Source organism: Kordiimonas pumila, assembly GCF_015240255.1.
Lineage (GTDB): Bacteria > Pseudomonadota > Alphaproteobacteria > Sphingomonadales > Kordiimonadaceae > Kordiimonas > Kordiimonas pumila.
The window spans coordinates 385,870-409,866 of the sequence record NZ_CP061205.1 but is presented as its reverse complement, the minus strand read 5'-3'; the positions used below and the strand labels follow the sequence as shown (position 1 = coordinate 409,866).

13 protein-coding genes are annotated in these 23,997 nt (G+C 46.5%); 9 read left to right on the top strand and 4 right to left on the bottom strand.

Features of this window, described 5'->3' with window-relative positions:
* Positions 1 to 45: 45 nt before the first annotated feature.
* Genes ICL80_RS01610 through ICL80_RS01600 form a run of 3 tightly spaced genes read right to left on the bottom strand, consistent with a single transcriptional unit; the run spans position 46 to position 7,208 of the window.
* The gene (locus ICL80_RS01610) at positions 46 to 5,985 is read right to left on the bottom strand and encodes a DUF3320 domain-containing protein (RefSeq protein ID WP_194214391.1); all 5,940 of its coding nucleotides are present in this window, start codon (positions 5,983 to 5,985) and stop codon (positions 46 to 48) included.
* 18 nt (positions 5,986 to 6,003) lie between these two features.
* A complete protein-coding gene (locus ICL80_RS01605) occupies positions 6,004 to 6,279 on the bottom strand; it encodes a hypothetical protein (RefSeq protein WP_194214390.1) in 276 nt (91 codons plus the stop codon).
* Positions 6,280 to 6,320: 41 nt separating this feature from the next.
* Positions 6,321 to 7,208 (bottom strand): BRCT domain-containing protein, encoded by an 888-nt coding sequence (locus ICL80_RS01600; RefSeq protein ID WP_194214389.1) that lies wholly within the window; start codon positions 7,206 to 7,208, stop codon positions 6,321 to 6,323.
* A gap of 189 nt (positions 7,209 to 7,397) precedes the next feature.
* Between ICL80_RS01600 and ICL80_RS01595 the strand changes: the two genes are divergently transcribed.
* The 8 genes from ICL80_RS01595 to ICL80_RS01560 all read left to right on the top strand — a co-directional run bounded on the left by ICL80_RS01595 (position 7,398) and on the right by ICL80_RS01560 (position 20,575).
* Positions 7,398 to 10,769 carry a TM0106 family RecB-like putative nuclease gene (locus ICL80_RS01595; RefSeq protein ID WP_194214388.1) on the top strand — a complete coding sequence of 1,124 codons (3,372 nt, stop codon included), beginning with the start codon at positions 7,398 to 7,400 and terminating at the stop codon, positions 10,767 to 10,769.
* 75 nt (positions 10,770 to 10,844) lie between these two features.
* Positions 10,845 to 12,062 (top strand): DUF6361 family protein, encoded by a 1,218-nt coding sequence (locus ICL80_RS01590; protein WP_194214387.1) that lies wholly within the window; start codon positions 10,845 to 10,847, stop codon positions 12,060 to 12,062.
* Positions 12,063 to 12,067: 5 nt separating this feature from the next.
* Positions 12,068 to 13,885: a phospholipase D family protein gene (locus ICL80_RS01585; RefSeq protein WP_194214386.1), complete on the top strand. Its 1,818-nt coding sequence runs from the start codon at positions 12,068 to 12,070 to the stop codon at positions 13,883 to 13,885.
* A complete protein-coding gene (locus ICL80_RS01580; protein WP_194214385.1) occupies positions 13,878 to 17,048 on the top strand; it encodes a DEAD/DEAH box helicase in 3,171 nt (1,056 codons plus the stop codon). The genes ICL80_RS01585 and ICL80_RS01580 overlap by 8 nt, the downstream gene beginning before the upstream one ends.
* A gap of 368 nt (positions 17,049 to 17,416) precedes the next feature.
* A complete protein-coding gene (locus ICL80_RS01575; RefSeq protein WP_194214384.1) occupies positions 17,417 to 18,067 on the top strand; it encodes a hypothetical protein in 651 nt (216 codons plus the stop codon).
* Entirely contained in the window at positions 18,067 to 18,534 is a 468-nt protein-coding gene (locus tag ICL80_RS01570) for a hypothetical protein (RefSeq protein ID WP_194214383.1), read from the top strand. Before ICL80_RS01575 ends, ICL80_RS01570 begins: the two co-directional genes overlap by 1 nt.
* Before the next feature lie 27 nt (positions 18,535 to 18,561).
* Positions 18,562 to 19,700, top strand: a protein-coding gene (locus ICL80_RS01565; RefSeq protein WP_392389792.1) for an IS3 family transposase whose coding sequence is annotated in 2 segments (ribosomal slippage) — positions 18,562 to 18,832 and positions 18,832 to 19,700 — 1,140 coding nt in all. Because the reading frame shifts where the segments join, the coding sequence is not laid out codon by codon here.
* 8 nt (positions 19,701 to 19,708) lie between these two features.
* Complete coding sequence (locus tag ICL80_RS01560; protein ID WP_194214382.1) at positions 19,709 to 20,575, top strand: hypothetical protein; 867 nt, start codon at positions 19,709 to 19,711, stop codon at positions 20,573 to 20,575.
* On the opposite strand, the gene ICL80_RS01555 is transcribed toward ICL80_RS01560, so the two are convergent.
* Positions 20,572 to 21,710, bottom strand: a protein-coding gene (locus ICL80_RS01555) for an IS3 family transposase (protein ID WP_392389792.1) whose coding sequence is annotated in 2 segments (ribosomal slippage) — positions 20,572 to 21,440 and positions 21,440 to 21,710 — 1,140 coding nt in all. Because the reading frame shifts where the segments join, the coding sequence is not laid out codon by codon here. The genes ICL80_RS01560 and ICL80_RS01555 overlap by 4 nt on opposite strands.
* Positions 21,711 to 21,741: 31 nt before the next feature.
* Between ICL80_RS01555 and ICL80_RS01550 the strand changes: the two genes are divergently transcribed.
* The gene (locus ICL80_RS01550) at positions 21,742 to 23,556 is read left to right on the top strand and encodes a site-specific integrase (RefSeq protein ID WP_194214381.1); all 1,815 of its coding nucleotides are present in this window, start codon (positions 21,742 to 21,744) and stop codon (positions 23,554 to 23,556) included.
* Positions 23,557 to 23,997: the final 441 nt, after the last annotated feature.

Here is a 23,997-nt window from a genome sequence, read left to right as displayed (position 1 = left end):
CGGCCTGGCATGTCCAATTTACATAATTTATCTTATGGCTGTTGTTCACAGGCTATTTTTATTGTTGGCGTCACGCACTCGTTGAACGACGTCACTCACAACCGCTTCAAAATCTTGCATCGTAGAGGAAGCCAGCCTTTTCAGGTTTAGCTGTTCCCCCATTTTGCGAGGCGCTTCTGTAACACCGTACTTCCTAATCATCTGAGCTGCTAAGCCTAATTTTTCAGGATATGGTAGGTCAATCCAATGCCGATTTATCCCCATAACTACAGGGCCACGGAAAGGGATGAGTTCTTTTAATTCAGCTTCATTAGGCCATAAAATAATTTCACCATCAGGATCATGGCTCATTGCTCGAAGTCCTTTTATCGATTCAGTAACCACTTCCCGAATTTTCCTAGCGGTTCTTTTGAAGCCATGTTCGCGAGCAATAGCATCGGCTAAGTATTTAAAAGTTATTGGGCCATGATCATCAATAAAGTTTGCTGCAAACTTTCGTATCACGGGCCGATAGTCGTCAGCGTAAAATCTATCTGGATTTAGAGAAGTTTCTTGGCCTGATACAATATCTAAACTAGCGACCTTTTTTTCAAAAGCTTCACCTATAGGCCGTAAAGTAGAGTTTGTTTCATCAGCTTCTAGCGAAGATGACTTCTCTACGTTATAAATTTGCTCCTGCTCGCTGATTGCATTTAACTCAGGTTTTAGTGCAATAACCTCAGCCTCTACTTTAGAGGTTTTTTGATCCTCTGAGGCTTGATCCTGTTTTGCATCTTCTTCGATTAAATCATGTAGCTTTTTTGAAAGAGCTTCAATACTTCCTTGAGGATTAATAAAGTAGTCCGTTGACCAGAGTCTAAGAAGTTTCCAGCCTAAGTTTTCAAGGATAACGTGCCTTACACGGTCCCTGTCTCTTGCCGCAGGGAGACTGTGATAGGTAGCCCCATCACACTCAATCCCCGCTAAATAAACACCTGGTTTGTCTGGATGTACTACGCCCAAATCGATACGAAATTTGGAAACGCCTATTTGGGTATGAATAGTCCAGCCCTCTCGCCTTAAGCCATCTGCAACTGCTCGTTCAAAGTCAGAATCATAATCATGAAGGTCGCCGATTTCATGTATGGCTTCGCCTAGCGCCTTAGGACCTCTTTGGGCAAACTCAAGGTAGTGTTTTAAGTCATGAACGGCTTGCGCGGATGTTCTTGTAAGATCAATCATTGATGGATCAAAGCTAGCGAATATAATTTTTTCTTCAGCAGCACGGGTAATTAGCACATTAAGCCTACGCTCACCACCCTTTCGGTTTAGAGCACCAAAGTTCATTGACATTGTTTTGGCTTCAGGAATTGTCGGCCCAAAGCCTATGCTTATGAGGATTACATCACGTTCGTCTCCTTGAACGGTTTCTAAGTTGCGGACAAATAAGTGCTTTGGATTTTCTTCATCGAAAAAGGGTTCCAGCGTAGGGTTTTTCTTTCGCTCTTGATCGAGCAAGTCGTCTACAAGTCGTTGTTGTTCGGTATTCATAGTCACTACCCCAAGACTATGTTGGGACAGCTCAGAGTCAGTCAATCGTCTAACTATCTCGGCAACAACTGCTTTCGCTTCTTTTTCATTCGTACGTTTTCCTCTTTGATATTGGCCCGCAACATGTACGAAAGTTACTGCACTTTCTCTTGTGTCAGATGCAGGATAAGTTATCAGGTCACCGCCATAGTAAGCATGATTCGAGAAGGCTATTAGACTTTCGTGCCGGCTTCGATAATGTCCAGTTAAACGGTGAACCTTAACTCCAGATGCAAGTGCCTCATCAAGTATACTTTCTAGGTCTTGTACCATCTCATCCCCATCCTCTTCGTCACCGGCTGAGCGGTCGAAGAAGCTAGTTGGGGGCATTTGTTTTGGATCGCCGACCACAATGACATTTTTACCGCGCGCAATAGCCCCGATAGCGTCCCATACTGTAATTTGCGAGGCTTCATCGAAGACAACAAGGTCAAATAGCTCCGCATTCGCTGGTAAAAATTGTGCAATTGATAAAGGGCTCATTAACATGCAAGGAGTGAGAGAAGTGATTACGTTCCCCATCTCACTAATAAGCTGTCTTACAGGTTTGTGAGCTCGTTGCTTATTCATTTCATGGGATAGTATTTTATATCCTTGTGGACGAGAAGGATCATTAGGGGCATGTATGTTCCCGCTTAATCGGGCTCGAATAAAGTCAACAGATAGTTCAGCAACTTTTTGATCGAGTTCCCTGAAAGTTTTTATTTTCTCTTCATGAGCAAGAGAAGAAAATGCCCTAAGAGCTTCTCTGTCATCAATAAGTTTAGGAGCTATCCAGTATGCATATGCAGTTTTAAATGCTTCTACCACATTGGTGGGGTCAACGACTTTTTGTTCTAGAGCAACCACTAAAGAGCCAAGTTGGCTTTCGTTAGCTTGTCGTTTTGCTCCTAACCATCGACACCATGCATTTAGCTGAGTTTGCGATTGGTCAATTTTAGACATACCGTCTACAGTCTCAGCTACTGACACGTTTGAAAAGTCGGCCTGGGTCAGTGCTGAAAACTCAGTTTGGCTCTTCTCATAATCTGCAAATGCTATATTAAATTCTTCTGAAGTGGAGGGAATTATTAATCCTGGTTGGAGCAGCTCTCTACCGTCCACGAATAAGGTTTTTAGTGAATGCTTCACTTGAGAAACACTATTTAAGTCTAAGATGTTTTCCGAAACTGCAACTCTTAGTTTCTTAATTAAGTCAATTCGATCTGTTAGAGTATTAGTATCGGTAGCCAAGTCTTTCCAGGGTAAAGTGTCCGAAATTCTTGTTCCCATTTCCACTGTCTTTTGGCGGCAAGACTGCATTGAAATGAGCTTTGGAAGATCAAGTTCGGGGTGTAATTTTGATGTACCAGCAGCTTTTTTTAAATTACGTCGGATAGAAAATTGTTGCCAGTGCCGCAGTCCAAAGAACGCTGTATTGCTTTTTCTCCAATGAGAGAAGAGCTCCTTGGCAGGGATTTCCAACACTAGATCATCATTAACTAAATGGGTAAGGCTTTGGGAGATTTCCCTATATTGATTAAGTTGAGCCAATGCTGACTCTGCAATTTCTAGTTCTTCATCTATATTAACATTAAAAGCTAATGATAAGTCAGCCTTTGCAGCCCCCTTCAAGCAATCTGTTAACTTAACTAGACCATTTAAATCAGCTTCGGTAGGGCTTCGATCAGGCAACCCAAATGCTTTTTGTAAATTTTGAGTAGCATCTATAAGTTTAGATGCAGCGTTTCCTAACTTATGTGATGCACTTACTACTTGACCTTGCCAAGCATGTGACCAACCATCGTTATTGATAAGGTGAAAAGTATCAGCGTCTATTGAGGTAATTTCGCTAAAAGCAAGCGCCAACTGACCTGTAATGGCTTCTAGCTCTTGTAGCGCCTCTGGTGTTTTGATTGGGTCGGAGGCGAGACTATTGTCCCAATCTAACCGTAATCTGTGAATATCACTATATCGAACAACACGTCCTATTGCGCTAAATGGGCTAATTCCACTTGCTGTAGGCCGATGAATTTCTTGCACTACAGAATTCAAATGATCGCGTAATTCCCCTAATCGCGACGTTTCCGAGACCCATTCGTTTGTTGTTAACAGGCGTCGGGATTTCCAAGACTGACCAAGGTGATCAATTACAGCTTTTTTATTTGTCTTGTTTGAGTGCAACTCTAAACAAAAATCTCCTAAGCCATGTAGTTTTAAGCGATTATAGACTACTTCAAGAGCAGCCATTTTCTCTGACACAAAGAGGACTTTGCGCCCAAGAGCCAAATTGTGTGCAATGATATTAGAAATAGTCTGTGATTTACCTGTACCTGGGGGGCCTTCTAGGATGAAGTCGTTATTTTTTCCGGAGGCATGTACCGCTACAATCTGGGAGCTATCCGCAGGTAATGGCATATAAAGGTCTCTAGGCTCGATTTTAGAATCTAAATCCTTGGGCTCTATAAAGTCGGCATCTCTTTCGTAAGGATCTCGTGGGTTATCGATTAGGTGTCGGACTAGTGAGCTTTTTTTAAGAGTTTCGGTCCGATCTGATAAATCTTTCCACATGAGATATTTTGCAAAAGAGAATGTGCTCAATACAACTTCTTCACGGACCTCAAATCCAGGTATTTCTTTTACAGCGCGACGAACAATCTCCCAAACTAGAGGGACATCAATGCCAGATTCGTCAGTTGGTAGGTCTCCCTCCAGCATTGGGATTGAAACTTCAAAATCCTGCCTCAGCATTTCTAGGAGTGTCATGTTGAAGACGGGTTCATCATCGTGCAAAACGATTTTTACCTGAGACCGTGCACTTTTTCTCTCTAACTTTACTGGCAACAATAAGAGCGGTGCGCGGTAACTTCTTTGCTCATCATCAGATTGCTTCCAACGCAAAACCCCGATAGCTAGGAATAACGTATTTGCCCCTCCTTCACGAATATCAGCTCGCGACTTTCGGTATAACTCTATCATGCCTTTTTCGAGGTCTTTTGCGTCAAGGTCGGCTACAATTTGCCCTCTTTCCATAGCGCGTGCAGCGAATTCTTGCTCATAATCTGCTCCAGTCCTCTCTCGAAATAGTTCGGGATCTCTCTCTCCCTGTTCTCCGGTGATTTTCTCAAGAGGGATTACAGTTATCTTGTCACCTTCTGCTAGGCGATCTTCCAAAACGGCAGGGCTGGGACAAATAAGCTTAATTGCAGTTTTTGTCGGCTTGAGGTTTAAAAGTCGATTACGTTTCGTTAAATCAAGAAGTTTTCGCCTCCAGCGGTCTAGCCTTGTTTCGGGAGTTTCTTCGGCTCCACTTTCTATCTCTATTCCAAAATCAAAAGCAGGTAGATCTGGTGCAGCATCTAGACCAAAAGCTATTGGTTCCGGGTTAGAAGTGTTGGTTATTGTTTGCGCTATACCATCTAGTATAGGAAGTGGACTAATTCCTCTATGCCTTGCTTGTTTGAGGTCAAGAGCATAGACAAATTCTTCTTCAAATTGCTCATCAAGTTTGTCATGTCCACGGCTAACGGCCTGCCTAAAGGTTGCAGGAGGTTCATGAGTTGATAATGTGGTCTCAAAAAGTATGAGTTCTTTCGCGGCAATATGTTTGCGAATTTCCACACAATCATCTGTTGTGAGCGCTTGTAGGCTTTGAGGTTGTAGCCAAAGGCCACAAAAAGCATGGCCATTAGTGAAAGCTATCAGAGGGTTTAAACCAGCTTGTTCCAACGCTGCAGCGAATAATACAGTAGTATCCAGGCAAGTCGCTAAACCTCTTTCCCAGATTTGGCTGGGTGACCGAAGTTTCTGCCCAAGCCTTTCGAAACTCGCTGGTGGCTCTGCATATGTTAAGCGCTTTGCTGCAACAGCACTCCAAATGGCTGAGGCTATAGTATAGACACGTTTGCGAGATTTCGATTGATACCCTTCAATTGCATGATGTTCACCTGCACGGCGTAATACCTCACTAGCTTCTTTCAGAAGTATATCTACTGAGGGATCATTAGGGGTGATGAACGCAGCCAGTAATTCTGGCATGTAATTCGCTCCTCCCCACTCATTTCTAGCGAGCACAGTTAACTTATGCTCAAAGGAGGCAAGCCTTTTGTCACCTTGAAAAAGCCTGAGAGATACATTCGCGGTCATCCTCTCAGTGAGTTTTTGGAGCATACTTGCTGACAAGTGCACGGATCGCTTATGGATACGTAGTTCTGATTGTGGATGAAGCCGATCTATAGTCCAGCTATGTTCTTGTATTATGTCAGGTTCAGCAACGAGTTTTAACGTTAGATTTTCCAATACCTCGTCAGTATTATTATGCAGTACTAACTCACTAATGACGGCCACGTCATTTTGCTGTGAGGCAAAATTAACTTGTTCCAGAATGGATGCTTTAACTGTGACTGGAAATTGCTCGTTTGTTGCTGTCTCTTCCATTTTTCCGTCCAAATAACTTTATTCTGCTGTTGGGTAGCGTCTGAACTTAAGCGTGATTGTTCCGTCCAGATTGTCATGTTGTGAAACTAGTTCAGTTGCATAGGCTGCTGGGGCAAACTTGCGATAATAATCGTCAATTTTTTGCTGCACCTCGGCATAGGATGCCTCCACAGTTTCGAACTTGAAGGCGTTTGTTGGTACGTCTTGTCTATTGCTTGGGTAGAATGATTGAGGCTTGTATGGCCTTGGTGTTTGACGCCTTAGCCAACCCTTATCTTCTTCTTCGTCTGCCATGATAACCCCCATTATCTGTGCTATTGATGGTGTCGTTTATTTCAAAGCTTTATTGACTGTCGCCATACATCTTCGCCGACAAGATAGGGGAAACTATCCTCTCGCATAGACATCACGCGTTTAATCTTGGTTCCAAAATGTGATGTTAACCAGAATGGGCTCGCAATTGAGCCAACGACTAGATAGTCCAACTTCTTGGTGACATCTTTGATCGGTAAACCGCCCATTTCTCTTGTTGTTGCTTCACATTCAGCTCTTTTCCCGAAAAAGAATTTTCCAGTGAAGCAGAATGTTTTCCCCTCGAAAGTAAGGTCGTGCGCCAGATGTTTGGTGACTTCTATGGGGAGACCGATGGTTGTTGAACCTGTTTCTGCAAAACTTCCACCCACTAAATGCTTCAAAGCTGTAAGTAATTCGGCAGCCTCGCTTTTATCAAGTATTCCATCATTCAGAAAACTGTTTAATCGGCGTGAAATGTCACAAGCTGGCCATTCACTTACAATATCTTCATTGGTATTTAGCCATTGTTGAAAGCGTTCAGCCTCAGCTTGGTTGATAGCGTCATCGGCGATCAGGCCAGAGCAAACTCCTAAGAATTCCTCTAGTCGTTCTAGCTGAAGGGCGTCTTCAGGGGTTTGGTATTCAATAATACAGTCGATGACACCTAAAAGGTCTTCTTGGCTTGCTTTATCGATGTGAGCTTTTGCAACTAAATCTTCTGTGACGTCTAAAACATCAACGATATCGCCGTGATCAAAATGGTCTGCACACTCAAGCATATATGTGTGTAATGCTTGGAGCTCTGTGGCATTGATTTTATCATCAGCCACAATGCCTTGTAAAAAACCAAGGGCATTACGAAACATTTTTGTTCTGTTTCGATCACGATGGATAGCTATTAAGGCATTATCACTTACAGTATGGCCCATTTAATTTCCCCAAAAATTAATGGCTAAATTTACAGTTTTAAATAGTGCGTATTTCTTTATAGGCTTCAACATAAAAATTTATTAGTATTTATTTGAAATTACTTTAGCCACTTATTTATTGGGGGATAATGATGGCTGCTTTCGTATATTTCTCTGGCTATTGTTTTCCCAATGCAGATTGGGGGATTTATGCAGTATCAAAATAGTAATATTTTGTTTTCACCATCAGATTTAACAGCATACATGGACAGCCCATATGCTAGTGCAATGGAGCGACTGAAGCTGGAGAGCCCTGAGCTCAAAAAGTTCATGGATGCTGAGGATGAAATGCTCAAACGTCTCCAGCTCAAGGGCGATGAGCATGAAAAAGCTGTTGATCAATCTATGCGAGATGACGGACTTGATGTCCTAGAGCTGAAGCGTTCCAACAATCATGAATGGATGGCTGCCGAGACAATCAGGGCCATGGAGGACGGTCAGGAAGTGATCGTGCAAGGGTACTTAAAAGATGGTTGTTTTGCTGGATTTTCGGATTATCTGGTTAAGGTGTCAGGTGATAGCAACTTTGGCAATTATCATTATGAGGTGTGGGACAGCAAGCTAGCCAGTTCCGTGAAGCCTTACTTCATAGTCCAAATTTGTTGCTATATAGACATGTTAGAGAAGATCCAGGGTGTGCGCCCGAAAGAGATGGCTGTTAAGCTAGGAAATGGTGAAACGGTGCGTCTGCCTGTTGCTCGCTATTATGCGTATTATCAGAGCCTGAAACGTAATTTTCTGGAATTTCATGAAAACTTTGATGGGGAGCGCCCGGACCCTGCTGTTAGCAAAGCTTATGGTCGGTGGAGTGAACTAGCAAGCCGAGAACTCATCGAAAAAGACCACCTTTCACAAGTGGCCCGCTTGTCGCGACAACAGATTAAGAACCTGGAAAAGTCGGGCATAGTCACTATGCGGTTACTTGCTGAAACAGATATAGAGCGTATTCCTAATATGGGGGATGCCACATTCCAGAAGGCCATCCATCAAGCTCAGCTGCAAATTGCATCTTTTGGGAAAGAGCGACCAGCTTATGAGGTCCTTCCTCATGGAGCAGGCGAAGTCAAAGGACTTGCTATGTTGCCGGCCCATAGTGATCTGGATGTTTTCTTCGATATTGAAGGCTATCCCAATATGGATGGTGGGCTAGAATACTTGTGGGGCAATACATATTATGCCGAAGATGGTAGCCGAACATTTATTGATTTCTGGGCACATGACCGGGATCAGGAAAAGCAGGCATTCGAGGATTTTGTCGACTGGATATATGCACGCTGGTTAGCTGATCCCAGTATGCATGTTTATCACTATGCCAATTATGAAATTGCAGCTATTCGCAAGCTGATGGGGCGCTTTGGTACCCGTGAAGAGCAGGTGGATAACCTTCTGCGCAATAATGTGTTTGTGGATCTCTATAAGGTGGTGTCCGGGGGATTGATGATTGGGACCCCCAATTATTCCATCAAGTCAGTGGAGCTACTCTATCGGGGCAAGCGGAATACTGAGGTGGGCAATGGTGGTGAAAGTATCATCGTCTATGAAAACTGGCGTGAAAATCCTGACGGAGAGACCTGGGAAACATCAAAAACTCTGAATGATATTCGGAATTATAATATTGATGACTGTGATAGCACGCAGGAACTGACGGCTTGGCTGCGCAAGCAGCAAGAAAAGTACGAGATCACCTATCTTCTTCCTGATGGCGAAGGCGAAAAGGATGTGCCGGAGGAGGTCACGGCAGTGATACAACTCCGTAATCGATTACTAGAACAGGCTGGGCAATTGCAGAGCTTAGATGAGCGACGGGCCCAGCTAATGGAAGTGCTAGCCTGGTCACTGGAGTTTCATAGACGAGAAAACAAGCCGACATGGTGGCGACTGTTTGACAGAATGGGTCAAAGCTTTATTGATCTTTATGATGATATGGATTGTCTTGTTGGGTTGCAGCGTACATCTGCTCAAATTGAAAAGGTTTCTAATCGGTCGAATGCAACAAGTCTCTATGAATATAGCTTTGATCCTAATCAGCCCTTCAAGGGTACAGCGAAAAGTTATTATATTCTCGGGGAAGACAATCTGAAGGCTGAGTGCAAGATGTATGATGCCGAGGAGGGTCTGATTGTTCTCAAAACTGGAAAAAACCTACCTGATTCCATTGATATTGTACCCGATGAATATGTGCGTCCAGATCCAATTCCTGCGAGTATTCAGACTGTTATTGAAGGGCTGCTCAATACCGACTTTGCTTCTAGCGCTATTGTTGACTTTCTCACCCGTAGTCGGCCTCGCATTAAGGGTAATATAGAAGGGCCCATTGTTAAGTATCAGGGTGATTTATTGACGGAGGTAATTGAAGCTAGCGTCAATCTGGATCGTAGTTACCTTTCAATTCAGGGGCCGCCAGGCGCTGGGAAAACCTATACGGCTAAACACATCATTGGGGAGCTGTTACGGCAGGGTAAGAAAATTGGGATAAGCTCCAACTCTCATAAAGCCATCCTTAATCTGATGCACGGGGCTGCAGAATATTGCCTAGATCAAGGCATTGCGGCTGATTTCGTCAAGGTCGGAGGCGACAAATCCGAACCAATTTTCTCTAAAGAGAATGTAACTCATGTGGGAGGCGTGAAAGGTAATTATCTGGGACAATGCACTGGTGCTACCGCTTGGGGGTTTTGTAACGACGAAGTAGCAGGTGCCTTTGACTATCTCTTTGTTGATGAAGCTGGACAGGTCTCTGTGGCCAACCTCATTGGCATGAGCAGGGCAACCAGCAATATCATACTGCTGGGGGATCAGATGCAGCTTGGCCAGCCAATCCAGGGGAGCCATCCGGGAGACAGCGGGCTGTCAGTGCTCGACTATCTGCTGCAAGATCATGCTACAATACCTGATAACCTTGGGGTGTTCCTTCCGGTTACATATCGCTGCCACCCTGATGTGACAGGGCTCATTTCTGAACAGGTATACGAAGGTCGATTAAGGGCAGCGGAAAGTACCAGCAGGCATAAAATCGAGGCTAAGGGGCCATTGATAACAAGAAGCTCCGGAGTTCAATTTGTGCCGGTGATGCATGAGGGTAATACACAGGGTAGTGATGAAGAGGTTGCTGTTATCAAAGATATTGTCAGCGAACTCTTGGGCACGCATTATTGGCCGGAAATTGAGGGCGGTGAATTACGGGTTTTGGCGTTAAATGATATATTGTTTGTAGCCCCATATAATTTTCAGGTGAATAAGCTCCGTGTGGCGCTGGGACCAGAAGCTAAGATTGGTAGCGTGGATAAATTTCAGGGGCAGGAGGCTCCCGTCGTGATCATGAGTATGTGTGCAAGTGACGCGACTGAAAGCCCGCGTGGGTTGGATTTCTTATTCAATAAAAACCGTCTGAATGTGGCTTTGTCACGTGCTCAGGCTCTGGCTATAGTCGTGGGTAGCCCTGCGCTAGCAAACACGCCTGTGTCTAAGCCAGAACAGATGGAACTGATTAATTTTTACTGTGCGATTGTGGAAGGGGAGTAACGTGACAGATTATTCGTGGGGCACCTTGTGTAAATTAACTTGTTTTCAATTAAATTTCTGATTTGGAGATAACTCGTGCCATCTCAACTTGCATGGATAGATCATGATTCAACAGCGAGAGAACGCACCCTTCGCATTCTTTCTCGGTTCCAGGAGAAGGAAAGTCGGGATGAGCTTGGGTTAGGATCTATACGCGATAGCTTCGCCGATCAGCTATTTCCTGGTACCAGTACTATCCAGACACGGCTGCGTTATATGCTTTTTGTACCCTGGATTTATCGCACCCTAGAAGATGAACGAGTACCTGCAGAGAATTTTGCCGCCCAAGCTGACTTTCGGGAAAGGGAGCTAGTTGAGGCGTTGATGGAGTCCGATGATCTGGCGGGTGTATTTGGAAAAACGGCAGGAAAAAGCCTCAAACGGTTGCCAAGCTCGGTTTATTGGGCAGGCCTCGGTAAGTGGAAAATACGGCGGACGCAATTCTCGCAGGATGTGTATCACAGGCGTATTGATGAAGATTATCGTCATTGGGGCACATTGGAATCACTGGAACAGGACGCCAGAGTCAGAGGCGATGATTTCGGTCAGGAACAACGAGATATCACGAAGAATTGGCATCCGCAGCTGCCGAAACCACCAGTTAAGTTTCCTGCTAAGATCGGTTTCAATTTAACCCGGGAAGAAGCAGAGTTTATACAGGAGTGCATTCAGGCCGCTTGCCCTGGCAGTCTGCTTTCGTTTCTGGTGTTGCACTGCAAGCCTGCTGATACCCTGGCCCCATGGGAGCACCCTGACTACGCCAGTTTTTCCACTCAACACCAAGAGCTCCTGACCCATGCGCGTCTCTTTTCTGAGGTGATGCACGGGGCTTCACTCTTGTACAACATTCAGCTCGCCAAGCTCAAAAACCATGAGGCACTTGTTGATGAGCATCAGACTAGCTTCAATAATTGGATTGAAAGTTTTTCTTTGGATGAGCTTCGTAAGTGGTCAATTGAACGACTTTGGGAACTGACTAGCAATGACGGTCACAATGTAACCGGTGAAACAAAATTCTTTATTGAGGCCTGGATCAAACATACCCGCAAATCCCCTGAGGACCTTCTGGCTAATACTGATGCATTGAATTTGATCAAAAGAAGGGAGATGAAACTTAAGGGTGTGCGCTCGCGGTTCAGAAACCAGCAAGCACTTGAACAGTGGGGCGGATATTCGGGTGTCGGAACACTGGTCTACCGGTGGCCGACTGTGCAGGTGCTGTTGAACGACTTATACAATGGGCTGAGTCAGTAGTAGTCATGCTAAATCCAAACTCCAGAAGCCTCTACACATCGGCATTGACCCCACCCCCAGGAATGATCTTTGATGAGGCTGTGGCGACCACATTCTCAATGGACCCTGTCTTACTGCTTGAGGCGCCTGTCTACTTGGCTCTTATGGCAGCCGACGGTCAGACAGATCACGACCCGTTAGCGGTACTTGAAGCCCTCCGTCGGTACTCGAAGCGTATTTCTGTCTATGTGCAGCGTGGACGTATTCATATCCCCAAGATTGCCAAGCCCAACCCACTGTTTGGCTTTCTGGAGAACACAGTAATTGAGGTATCTGCCCCGGGAGGCGGTGTATTCCATCCCAAGGTCTGGGCAATTCGCTTTGTTAGTCCAGATCAAAGCCGTGCCATGTATCGCTTGGTGGTTCTGAGCCGGAATATGACTACCGATCAATCCTGGGATCTGTCTCTGCAGCTTGAGGGATCTGTGGTTGGCCACAAGTCCGAACTGAATAAGCCATTGGCGCACTTCTTTGACATGCTGCCCGATCTTGCAACCGGCGTAGAAGACAAGGAGCGAACGGCTCAAGCACATCGATTTGCAGAGGCGCTACATTACGTCGAATGGGAGCTGCCTGAGGGCTTTGATGAGTTGGCTTTTCATCTGCCGGGCGTAAAGGGCTTTGATTGGGAGCCTCCGAATCCGAAAGCTAATCGAATGGCTGTTATTTCGCCATTCTGCTCGGATGATGCACTGCAAGTCTTGGCGCGTAAATCTATAGCTGCAGATGCGCTCATTTCACGACCAGAATCATTATCCGCATTGAAGCAAGAAACTCTGTCACTCTTCACTCGGCGCCTTCAACTGGATGATGCGGCGGAAACCGAAGGTGGCGAAGAAAACACAACCGCTGAGCATCCGCTCTCAACGGGCCTTCATGCGAAAGTTTATCTATTCGAGACCCGATATTACTCCGACTACACCCATCTGATTATGGGATCTGCCAATGCTACCAATGCGGCGCTGAATGCGGCAAAGAATATAGAAATTCTGGTGAGTTTAGTAGGCAAAAAGAGCAAAGTTGGCGGTATTGACGAACTTCTTGGGGCTGATGGTCTGGGTGAATATTTGGTGGACTTTGATGTCAGCAATGAGTCTATTGTTGATGTGGAGCGTCAAGCTGCGGAAGCGGATGTTGAGAATGCTCGGAATTGGTTCGCAGGTCCTGATACCAAGCTCTCGTTGGAATGCGCCCCTGCAACAAAGGAGAGCTTGTGGTCGCTGGTCATGGCTGGTGAAATTCCTCCCCTGGAAGGAATTGTCAGCGCTAAAGCCTGGCCAATCACTCTACATTCTGACAACCATTCAACCTCCCTTTTATCAAGTGAGCCCGTGGTGTGGGAGTGTGATGCAGCCTATATCACGGGTCTCATTGCTTTTGAGTTGAAGACCAACCATCCCGATGTGTCAGCCCGGTTTGTGCTAAACCTTCCTATTACAGGCATACCTGGAGAGCGCAGTGCCGCAATTCTGCAAACGGTCATCAACAACCAGGAAGGTTTTATCCGGTACCTGCTGCTGTTACTGGGTGACGATACAGCACAGGGGCTAGATGGAGGGCGTGCTTCAGGCTGGGCCAAATGGCTGGTCCGCGTGGCAGCCGGCGAGGATATTCCTTTACTGGAAGAGCTTACGCGTACCTTCAGTCGCCAGCCGGAGCGATTATCAGAAGTCTCGCGGTTGGTCCGGGACCTGTCAAATGGCGCCGAGAACGCGGTGGTTCCAGATGAATTTCTGGGGATGTGGCGTGTTTTTGAGTCGGCGATAGGGGAACGTGATGCCTAGCAATCGATTTCTGGCCGCGCCTGCATTGGCAGGGTTAAAGGACTTTCAGAGAACAACTGTTGAGTATGTTTTCCAACGACTCTACGGGGCAGTGTCAACGTCGCGTTTTCTTGTTGCGGATGAGGTTGGTCTGGGCAAGACGCTGGTTGCTCGAGGCATCATCGCCAAAACCTTGGAGCACATGCAGGATAAAGTGGACCGGGTAGATGTGATTTATATTTGCTCCAATGCTGCGATTGCGACCCAAAACGTCAACCGACTCAACGTGAGTGATACCGAAGGCTTCACAATTGCTACGCGCCTGACTTACCTGCCCAAACAGGTACGGTCCCTGCGCAACAACAAGGTAAATTTCATCAGCTTGACGCCGGGAACGGCGTTTGATCATGCCCGGAGCAGGGGAGGCCACGCCGATGAAAGGGCTATACTCTATCGGATATTGTACGACCTGCCTTTGGCGCAGAATGAACGCCGCAAGCGGTTGCGAATAGGGCTGCTGAATATATTGCAGGCGACAGCAGGGAAGAAAAACTGGCGGGTGAAAGTCAAAAACCTCCCTGCACCAGAACTGGATTCGGATCTCTCCAAAGCGTTTCGCCGTGCGGTTCTTGCAGATGCTGAGCTCTATGCTGATCTGAAGGAGGGCTGTGACCGCTTTGTTCGATATCGCGACTACAGCAAGATTCCTGGGGAAGATTCTGAGTTGCGCTATAATCTGATTGGCCGGCTCAGGAGCAAGCTGGCATCTGTGTGTCTTGTTGCTCTTGAGCCAGACCTGGTTATCCTAGATGAGTTTCAGCGTTTTAAGAGCTTGTTGGATGGTGATGACGAAGCCTCCATGCTGGCAACGGCGCTCTTTGAACATCCGGAAGTTCGTGTCCTTCTGCTTTCCGCAACGCCCTATAAAATGTTCACCCTCGATCAGGAGAAGGAAGAGGACGACCACTATCCTGATTTTGTTCGTACTCTGAACTTTCTGTTTAATGACCCTGCAAAAGTAGAGGCGGTCAAGGCACTATTGTCAGCACATCGAACTAGGCTCTATGCAAGTGCCAGCGTCGTGGAAGACCTTCCACAGAAAAAGTCCGAACTTGAGCAGGCACTTCTTGATGTGATGTGTCGAACTGAGCGGATCGCTACTACGCGCGATCATAACTCAATGTTGAGAGAGATTGAGCGGGTGGCACCTCTTAAGCCAGAGGATCTGCAGCACGCGGCCACGGCAGACGCGGTGGCAGTATGTGTCAAAGCCGGAGAGCCCATCGAGTACTGGAAATCGGCACCGTATCTAATCAATTTTTTAAAACACTATGAGCTGAGGCAAAAACTAGATGCCCAGTTGAGTACGCCTTCAGATGCACTGCGAGGCGCCTTGCAGTTAGCAAACGGGTACTTGTTGAGCAAAGATAAGTTCGAAGGCTACAAGACAATCGACCCTGCGAACCCGAGGATGCGCTTACTGTTTGAGGACACTATTGAAAAGGGCATGTGGCAGCTGCTCTGGATGCCACCGTCTATGGCGTATATTGAACCAGGCGGGGCTTATCGGGATAAGGAAAATCTGACGAAAGCACTGGTCTTCTCATCTTGGAGTGTTGTTCCCGATGCTGTGGCTTCGATCTGTTCCTATGAGGCAGAACGGCGGATGGTAGAGGGGTATGAGCCTGCATCGCAATACGGATGGAAAGCTGGTAGACCTTTTGATTTCAACGATAGAGATGGTCGATTGACGGGCATGCCAGTGGTTGCATGGCTGCTGCCTTCGCCCACTCTTGCCACCCAGATCGATCCTCTGGAGATTGCACTACGCCGTGGGCTGCTGAGTGCTAGGGAATTGAAGAACGAAGTAAAGGCGGTGTGTCGCGATTTGATTAATACCCTGCCTGAAGGTAAGGAGGGATCGCGGGCCGACGAACGCTGGTATTGGGCGGCTCCCATCCTTATCGACGAGCACAACGGCTTGCTGGATTGGTGTAAGAGTGAGTTGGGGTGGAGATCTGCAACGCTAGACTACGAAATGGGTACCCGCTTCAGGGATCACCTTGATCTGTTGGTTAATGTCGCTGAGGGTAATCTCACGCTCGGCCCCATGCCTGACGATTTGGCGGATGTGCTCTGCGATCTCGCGTTGGCGGGGCCTGGCATCTGCTCCTTGCGAGCGCTTCGTCGTATCGCGGTTGGGCTCGAAATCGATAGTCCAGCACTGTTGTCAGCCGCGGCCAGAATTGCGGCTGGATTCCGATCGTTATTCAACATGCCGGAAACTATCGCCATGCTGCGCGGCGCGGGTGAAGAGACATATTGGCGATTAACACTCCAGTACGGCATTGATGGTAACCTTCAGGCTGTGCTTGATGAGTATGTCCATGTTCTTCGCGAGTCCCTGGGCTTGCAGGAGCATTCAGAGCAAGAACAGGTCGCGGCGATTGCTGACTGCATACAGTCGGTGCTGTCTCTACGCACGGCTCAGTTACGCATTGATGAGATAAAAAGCTGCGGAGAAGCGTTTGTTGTGGATGACTTCAATACCCGCTGTCGATTTGCACTCCGCTTTGGCGATATTCGCGACGACAATAGTCAAGCTTTGGTTCGTGCCGACTCTGTAAGGGATGCCTTTAATTCTCCGTTTCGCCCCTTTGTCCTCGCTTCGACCTCAATAGGTCAGGAGGGACTGGATTTTCATACCTGGTGCCATGCGATCGTGCATTGGAATCTGCCGTCGAACCCGGTTGATCTGGAGCAGCGGGAGGGGCGTGTACATCGTTATAAGGGACATGCGGTCAGAAAGAATGTTGCTGAGCGATATGGACTGAGCGCTCTCTCTGGAACTCACGACGGCGGGGATCCCTGGCAGACACTCTTCGAGATGGCCGCCAAGGGGAAAGCCCGTGGTTTGTCCGATTTGGTTCCTTACTGGGTATTTGAAGAAGGTTCCGCGCGTGTTGAACGCCGAATCCCATTGCTGCCATATAGTAAAGAAGTGGGCAAACTCAAACGCCTGAAGCAGGGGTTGGCTCTTTATCGAATGGTGTTTGGCCAACCGCGACAGGAAGACCTTCTGTTTAGTCTCAGCCAAAATGGCCAGCACGAGGTTGCAGACTTTGCTAACTGCTTGATTTCGCTCCAGCCGCCACAATGGGGCGATGATAGCGGTCAAACATAACTCTATGACAGAAACACTTTACTGGGGCAGTTTAAGACACCTTTGCCACAAAGCTGCAGGATGGTGTTCATTTGAGAGTGCATCACATGAAAATAATGCGCTTAAAGACCGATTTATAAATCCCTGAATTCTTGGAGGGTAACATTTTGTATATAACCATCGGATCCAGTGATTGGAGTTGCTTTTCATTTAGGTTAGCTTGAAATTTTCAGAAATATACTTCCTATCTAATTGAAAATATTATTATTTTTAGAAAGTTATTTTTATATACGTTGGTTCACGTTTCGATTTCTATTTAATACTATGACATAGGAGGAGACCAGTTTCGGGCTTCATTCTGATGTTGTACACAAAGATGGAGGCGTGAAATGGCAACTGTAAATTTATCGCGAAAAAATATAGCTGTGCGTACGCATCCAGTTCTGCTTCAGAAGATTGATGCACAGTTTTTGGCAATCTCCAGTTATCCAAAATTCATCGCTGGAAAGCTTGAACGGGCCCAAAGCTATCTGACGGCCAGCTCTATTACTGTGGTGCGGGGCGATGCGCAAAATGTATATTATTTGGTATGTCCGTTTGTAGTAGTGCTCGTTGAACATTATAGGCAAGCACTCTTTGATAATCTGGACATAAAAGCTTCTGTGCAGGATTTGACGGACGAGGAAGTCACCTCGCGGTTTTGGATGCAAATCGGCCAGGCGTTTAGTTTTATGAAGGTTTGTCGAGAGTTAAATATCAGGCAGACGCACGCCAAAAATCAAGGCGCAGGCCTAATCATAAGCCCCAGACCCAAAATTAAGGTGGAGAGTTTTCCGACCCACGTTGAGCGATTGGCAGTGGACAGCAAACCAATCAGAGAAGATTTGTTCGGGGATCCGCTTGTTAAGCCAGCGACGAAATTAACAAGTAAGAAGGCTGATGCATCAGGGGCCTCTAATGCTTCCAAAGTTCGGCGGAAAAAAGTGGCGAATGGTGCTGTGGATGATGAGAAGCACCAGTTTCAACTCGGATTAAGCTGATGGCTAATACCAAAAAGAAAACTCAATCGAATGCTGAAATAGCACGAAAGGTAGTTCTGAAAGAACGCACTTTAAGTGCGAACTTCAATGCCCAAGGCATGCCTGAGAATAAGGCTTTTCTGGAAAAGAGCCTCCGCGCCCTTGAGGATATGCCAGCCGGTTCTGAGGAGTGGTGCTTAGCTTTCCTTGCAACTATATCCCTTCTAACCGGGCGCTCTCTGGAGCCTTTAATTGAGATCGGGTTTAAGGAGAACTCAGAAGCAAATGAGTGGTGGGTGATCCAAGATGATGAAGCGTGGTTATGTTACAGACCTGATATCATCAGAGATAATATGGAGAACACAGTCGGTGCAAATTCCCTGAGTGTTTTGGTGAATGTCATCAAGACGACTTATTTTTCACAGCCAATTCCCAGAGCCCTCACAAAACACCTGTGGACTTGCTTCGGTTTAGTGGAGAGCATTTGATATGATCCTAGACTTTGGAGTTATTACATGTCTTCACATCGAGTATTGTTTACAAAAGAATTTAAGGAAGAAGCAGTTCGTCTTGCGTTAACGAGTGATCGTCAGCGACAGGATATTGCCTCAGATTTGGGCATAGGTAAATCCACTCTTTGCCGCTGGGTTAGCCAGCATCGTCATTCAGTCCAGCCGGATGCTGTTTCAGATGACAAGGATAAGGAGCTTGCCCTTCTGCGACGGGAAGTTCAACTTCTGAAGGCAGAACGCGATTTATTAAAAAAGGCTACAGCTCTTTTCGCCCGGGAAAGTCGGTGAGGTTTTCCCTTATTGATGCGAAGAGGGCCTGTCTGCCTGTTGAGCGTGCCTGTTTGTTGCTGAATGTCAGTATGAGTGGTTATTATGCCTGGAAGAAGAGGTCTGTCAGCAAGCGACAGCGCGATGATATGGTGTTGCTTGTCCATATACGCAGCTATTTTCGCCAGTCAAACGATACGTATGGCAGTCCCCGTATGGCAGCAGAGTTGCAAGCATGTGGGTTTTCTGTTGGCCGTCGGCGTGTTGCCCGTCTGATGAAAGAGACTGGCCTGCAAGCCAGACAAAAAAGGCGGTTCAAATGCACAACAGATAGCCATCATGATAATCCCGTGTTTCCTAACTTGCTGGAGCAAGATTTTACAGCTTCTGCGCCAGACAGGAAATGGGGTGTTGATATCAGTTATATCTGGACAATGGAAGGTTGGCTCTATCTGGCAGTTGTCATTGACCTTTATGCCCGTCGTGTTGTTGGCTGGGCCACAAGCAACAGGCTAAAAAAGGAGCTGGCCCTTGAAGCTCTGGACAAGGCTTTCATCCTCAGACAACCGCCTCCCGGCCTGATCCATCACAGCGACAGGGGCAGTCAATATTGCTCATACGAGTATCGCAAGCGTCTGAAAAAATACCGTATGACCGGCTCTATGTCAGCCAAGGGAAATTGCTATGATAATGCCGTGGTGGAGACATTCTTTAAAACCATTAAAACTGAACTTGTCTGGCGCACAAGTTTTGCAACACGAAAGGAAGCTACAAATATGATTGCACACTATATCGGTGATTTCTATAATCCCAGACGCCGTCATTCGACATTGGGATACTTAAGCCCCATTCAGTTCGAAAAAAGGGCCGCTTAAAACTGAAAATGCTCTCCACTAAACCGAAGCAAGTCCAATTAGGATTTGACGCCAAGGAAATACCTGCGACATCATCCGTTATAGTTGGATCAGCACTAACAGTGAATGAAAGGTCCCTGTCTAAGATATATTCTGATCTGGTCAAGCCGCTTCAAAGTGTTCTCGGAAAGCCAGTCGACAATTATATCAGCGTGCATAATGAGATAGCTTATATGGTGTGGATCTATATACAGCTCTCAACTGCACACCGCCATAATGTAACCGCTTTAAAAACAGTGTTACATTTTGATCTGAAGGGAGGGGTATTGTTTGTCGAAGACAAAACCTCACGGCCGCTAGTCTTATCGACTTCGACGAGTGACCAACTTGAGTTTTATCTAAACTATCTGCAAAACTTTTTGCTTGCTGCAGAGGTGCCTTATCCGGGCCTCGCTTCAATGTTAAAAGAAAGCTTGGTCGGGACAGCTCCACTGTTTTTCCTCATTAGTAAGGATGGTAAACGTGAACCCCTCAGCACGCGCAATCTGAAAAAACTCACCTCGAGTTTTTGGACCATACCGGCAAACTGGGCACGCCATTTTACGTTAACGAAACTCGCTTGTCTGCTTCCTGCCGACCAGTTTCCGGGGTTCGCTGGTCATCTGGAAGGTGAGAAAGAAGTAGATGATAGATTTTCTTGCCTGTCGCCTATTTTGCAGAAAAAAGCTTCAGAGGTTATGGAAAAAGTGCTGGAGGAACTTAGTATCAAACCCATTAATCCCTGTTTGGATAAACAGCCACCTCTTAGTGATATGCCGCTAAAAATTGCTCTCTCAAAAGTAGCAAGGTGGAAAGTGGACTTGCTTCGGTTTAGTGGAGAGCATTTTCAGTTTTAAGCGGCCCTTTTTTCGAACTGAATGGGGCTTAAGTATCCCAATGTCGAATGACGGCGTCTGGGATTATAGAAATCACCGATATAGTGTGCAATCATATTTGTAGCTTCCTTTCGTGTTGCAAAACTTGTGCGCCAGACAAGTTCAGTTTTAATGGTTTTAAAGAATGTCTCCACCACGGCATTATCATAGCAATTTCCCTTGGCTGACATAGAGCCGGTCATACGGTATTTTTTCAGACGCTTGCGATACTCGTATGAGCAATATTGACTGCCCCTGTCGCTGTGATGGATCAGGCCGGGAGGCGGTTGTCTGAGGATGAAAGCCTTGTCCAGAGCTTCAAGGGCCAGCTCCTTTTTTAGCCTGTTGCTTGTGGCCCAGCCAACAACACGACGGGCATAAAGGTCAATGACAACTGCCAGATAGAGCCAACCTTCCATTGTCCAGATATAACTGATATCAACACCCCATTTCCTGTCTGGCGCAGAAGCTGTAAAATCTTGCTCCAGCAAGTTAGGAAACACGGGATTATCATGATGGCTATCTGTTGTGCATTTGAACCGCCTTTTTTGTCTGGCTTGCAGGCCAGTCTCTTTCATCAGACGGGCAACACGCCGACGGCCAACAGAAAACCCACATGCTTGCAACTCTGCTGCCATACGGGGACTGCCATACGTATCGTTTGACTGGCGAAAATAGCTGCGTATATGGACAAGCAACACCATATCATCGCGCTGTCGCTTGCTGACAGACCTCTTCTTCCAGGCATAATAACCACTCATACTGACATTCAGCAACAAACAGGCACGCTCAACAGGCAGACAGGCCCTCTTCGCATCAATAAGGGAAAACCTCACCGACTTTCCCGGGCGAAAAGAGCTGTAGCCTTTTTTAATAAATCGCGTTCTGCCTTCAGAAGTTGAACTTCCCGTCGCAGAAGGGCAAGCTCCTTATCCTTGTCATCTGAAACAGCATCCGGCTGGACTGAATGACGATGCTGGCTAACCCAGCGGCAAAGAGTGGATTTACCTATGCCCAAATCTGAGGCAATATCCTGTCGCTGACGATCACTCGTTAACGCAAGACGAACTGCTTCTTCCTTAAATTCTTTTGTAAACAATACTCGATGTGAAGACATGTAATAACTCCAAAGTCTAGGATCATATCAAATGCTCTCCACTAAACCGAAGCAAGTCCATATTGCTCGATTACGCTGGCTGCATCAATTTGGTGTGGAAAACTACGGGTGGGATATAAATATTAAGCTCACTAAATTTCTTCAGGTGAGTAAGTCTTTAACCTTTGTTCGGACATCTATTTTGGATCACCGGCATGTGTATAATGTGCTCGAAGCTATCGAGACGCTGGAAGAGCCTGAGATTTATCAAACTCAGCTCAAACTAATCCTGATTTTTGGTTTTCGGTGTGGCCTTAGGATCGGAGAAATTCTAAAATTTCGGTTTCGGGATATAGACCCCAAGTCAGGGTGGACAGTGTATGTTCGCGGGAGCAGGCATGGGTCCAACAAATCTGACAATGCTCTTCGCAGGCTTGAGCTGTCGGTACTCTTTACTGCTGATGAACTGGAGTTGTTGAAGCACTATTATCACAAGCTCGGCTTAGATAATGGACGGGGTGCGCTTTTGTTTGGGCTTGACGGTGAGAATATCCCCCTGGACCAAATTGTTGTCAGTCAAAAGCTCGGAGGTGCCCTGAGACAATCGACTGGTAATGAAGAGGTGGTCTTCCATTCACTACGTCATTCGTGTGCAACATACACTTGGACAATATTGTCGAAAGAGCATGAACTCGCCCATAAACTCACAGGTTATGATGCGCAAAAGCTTGCGTCCGTCAGAAGGTATTGGATGATGGGCGATGACCTAGTGAGAGATGCCCTCTGGCAGATGACGAAAGGGCTTGGGCATGCAAGCCCCGCAACATCAGCACAAACCTATCTGCATTTGGTTATGGAAACGGTTCATCGGAAGCTAGGGCGCGCTATATGGGATAAAGAAAGTTTACAACTATCTCTTAAGCGATTTGGTAATTTACGGGCTAAAAAGCTCCGAGAAGGCTATCAAGCTACTATGACCACGCTTGTGAAGCGAGTGCATGAGCGGGTTCGTTTTGGCCGAGAAGAAAAGCGGATCCTTGGCACTGCGGGGCGGAAGTGTCAGCCAAACCTGACCTTTGATCTCCCAGAGACATATCTTATTCTCGCGGGCGCTCTTCAAAAGTTGGAGGCAGGACAGAGCATAGCGGGTATAGCTCTACAGTACCCAGTTGTAGAAGAAGACCTTGAGGGCATTGTGTATCGGTGTAGGAAGCTCGCAGCTGTGAAAACGAAAAAGGGCGGCGCAAAATTTATCGGCGATAAGGCAGGCTCAGAGGATACACCTCAGAATGCAATTCAGGAAGTTTTGATACCAGACCTTCATAACAGCCCAGACGTTTTAAGATTGGCGATTAAAGTTTCGAATATCTTACGCAATAAGTGCCAGAAGAAGCGTCCTCGCAAAGCTATCGTTAAGCAGGCTATGGCAGTCTTGAAAGCTTTCACTGCCAGCAAGCATTATCTGCGGATAACAACCCGGGAGGACCTGTCGGCAATATTGAATTTTGATCAGGATGCTATTCCGTCTGTGTTCTGGAGCATGAAAGGAAAACCGCTGGCAAAACGGGGAGAAGACTCTACGGAGAGCCTTGAACAAGAGGCATATAGGTATTGGATGTCGGGCCGCAAGCAGGAGTTTATAAATATAAGGTTGAAAGCTAAAGAAACGAACAAAAAACCTAGATATAGATATGGGGTGCTGCGTGCCAGCCTTGCTCATTCCACAGAGTCATTAAACTCAGGGAATGACAAACGTTTCCTTGGTGTGAAAATGCTGGGTTGGTTAGCCTATATGACGGTCATTCTATATGGTACTAATGAAGAGGTGGATGCGTTTGTGGCTGGAAATAAGAGGAAGCTTTTATAACAGGCCATTAAGTTCCATCTAGATTGTCTCGATTGTCGGTAACTGTCAGACCATGTCAGAATGAGATGCCCCTAGATTTGTAGACACCTTGCGCTTTATAAAATGGGAGCAAGGAGTTTATAGATTGTGCCGATAGGTGTTCGTTATACAGAAGAATTCAAGCGTGATGCTGTATCACAAATCACTGACCGAGGTTATTAGGTTAAAGAGGTTGCAGAGCGTCTCGGGGGTTTGCACGAAGTCCCTTGATGACTGGAAGCGTCAATTCCATAAGCCTGCCAAAGAATCCAAGCAGGAGACTGCTGATAGAATGGAGGTCTGCCGGTTGAAGGCTGAGCTGTTGCGTGTCACTGAGGAGCGCGACCTTCTAAAAAAGGCAACGGCGTACTTCGCAAAGGATGTGTCGTGAAGTACGCCTTCATTCAGGCGCACCGTATCCCG

Bases quoted from the DNA above. Each gene is read 5' to 3' on its own strand.
- ICL80_RS01610 (WP_194214391.1), bottom strand. From the start codon at position 5,985: ATGGAAGAGACAGCAACAAACGAGCAATTTCCAGTCACAGTTAAAGCA.
- ICL80_RS01605 (WP_194214390.1), bottom strand. From the start codon at position 6,279: ATGGCAGACGAAGAAGAAGATAAGGGTTGGCTAAGGCGTCAAACACCA.
- ICL80_RS01600 (WP_194214389.1), bottom strand. From the start codon at position 7,208: ATGGGCCATACTGTAAGTGATAATGCCTTAATAGCTATCCATCGTGAT.
- ICL80_RS01595 (WP_194214388.1), top strand. From the start codon at position 7,398: ATGCAGTATCAAAATAGTAATATTTTGTTTTCACCATCAGATTTAACA.
- ICL80_RS01585 (WP_194214386.1), top strand. From the start codon at position 12,068: ATGCTAAATCCAAACTCCAGAAGCCTCTACACATCGGCATTGACCCCA.
- ICL80_RS01580 (WP_194214385.1), top strand. From the start codon at position 13,878: ATGCCTAGCAATCGATTTCTGGCCGCGCCTGCATTGGCAGGGTTAAAG.
- ICL80_RS01575 (WP_194214384.1), top strand. From the start codon at position 17,417: ATGGCAACTGTAAATTTATCGCGAAAAAATATAGCTGTGCGTACGCAT.
- ICL80_RS01570 (WP_194214383.1), top strand. From the start codon at position 18,067: ATGGCTAATACCAAAAAGAAAACTCAATCGAATGCTGAAATAGCACGA.
- ICL80_RS01560 (WP_194214382.1), top strand. From the start codon at position 19,709: ATGCTCTCCACTAAACCGAAGCAAGTCCAATTAGGATTTGACGCCAAG.
- ICL80_RS01550 (WP_194214381.1), top strand. From the start codon at position 21,742: ATGCTCTCCACTAAACCGAAGCAAGTCCATATTGCTCGATTACGCTGG.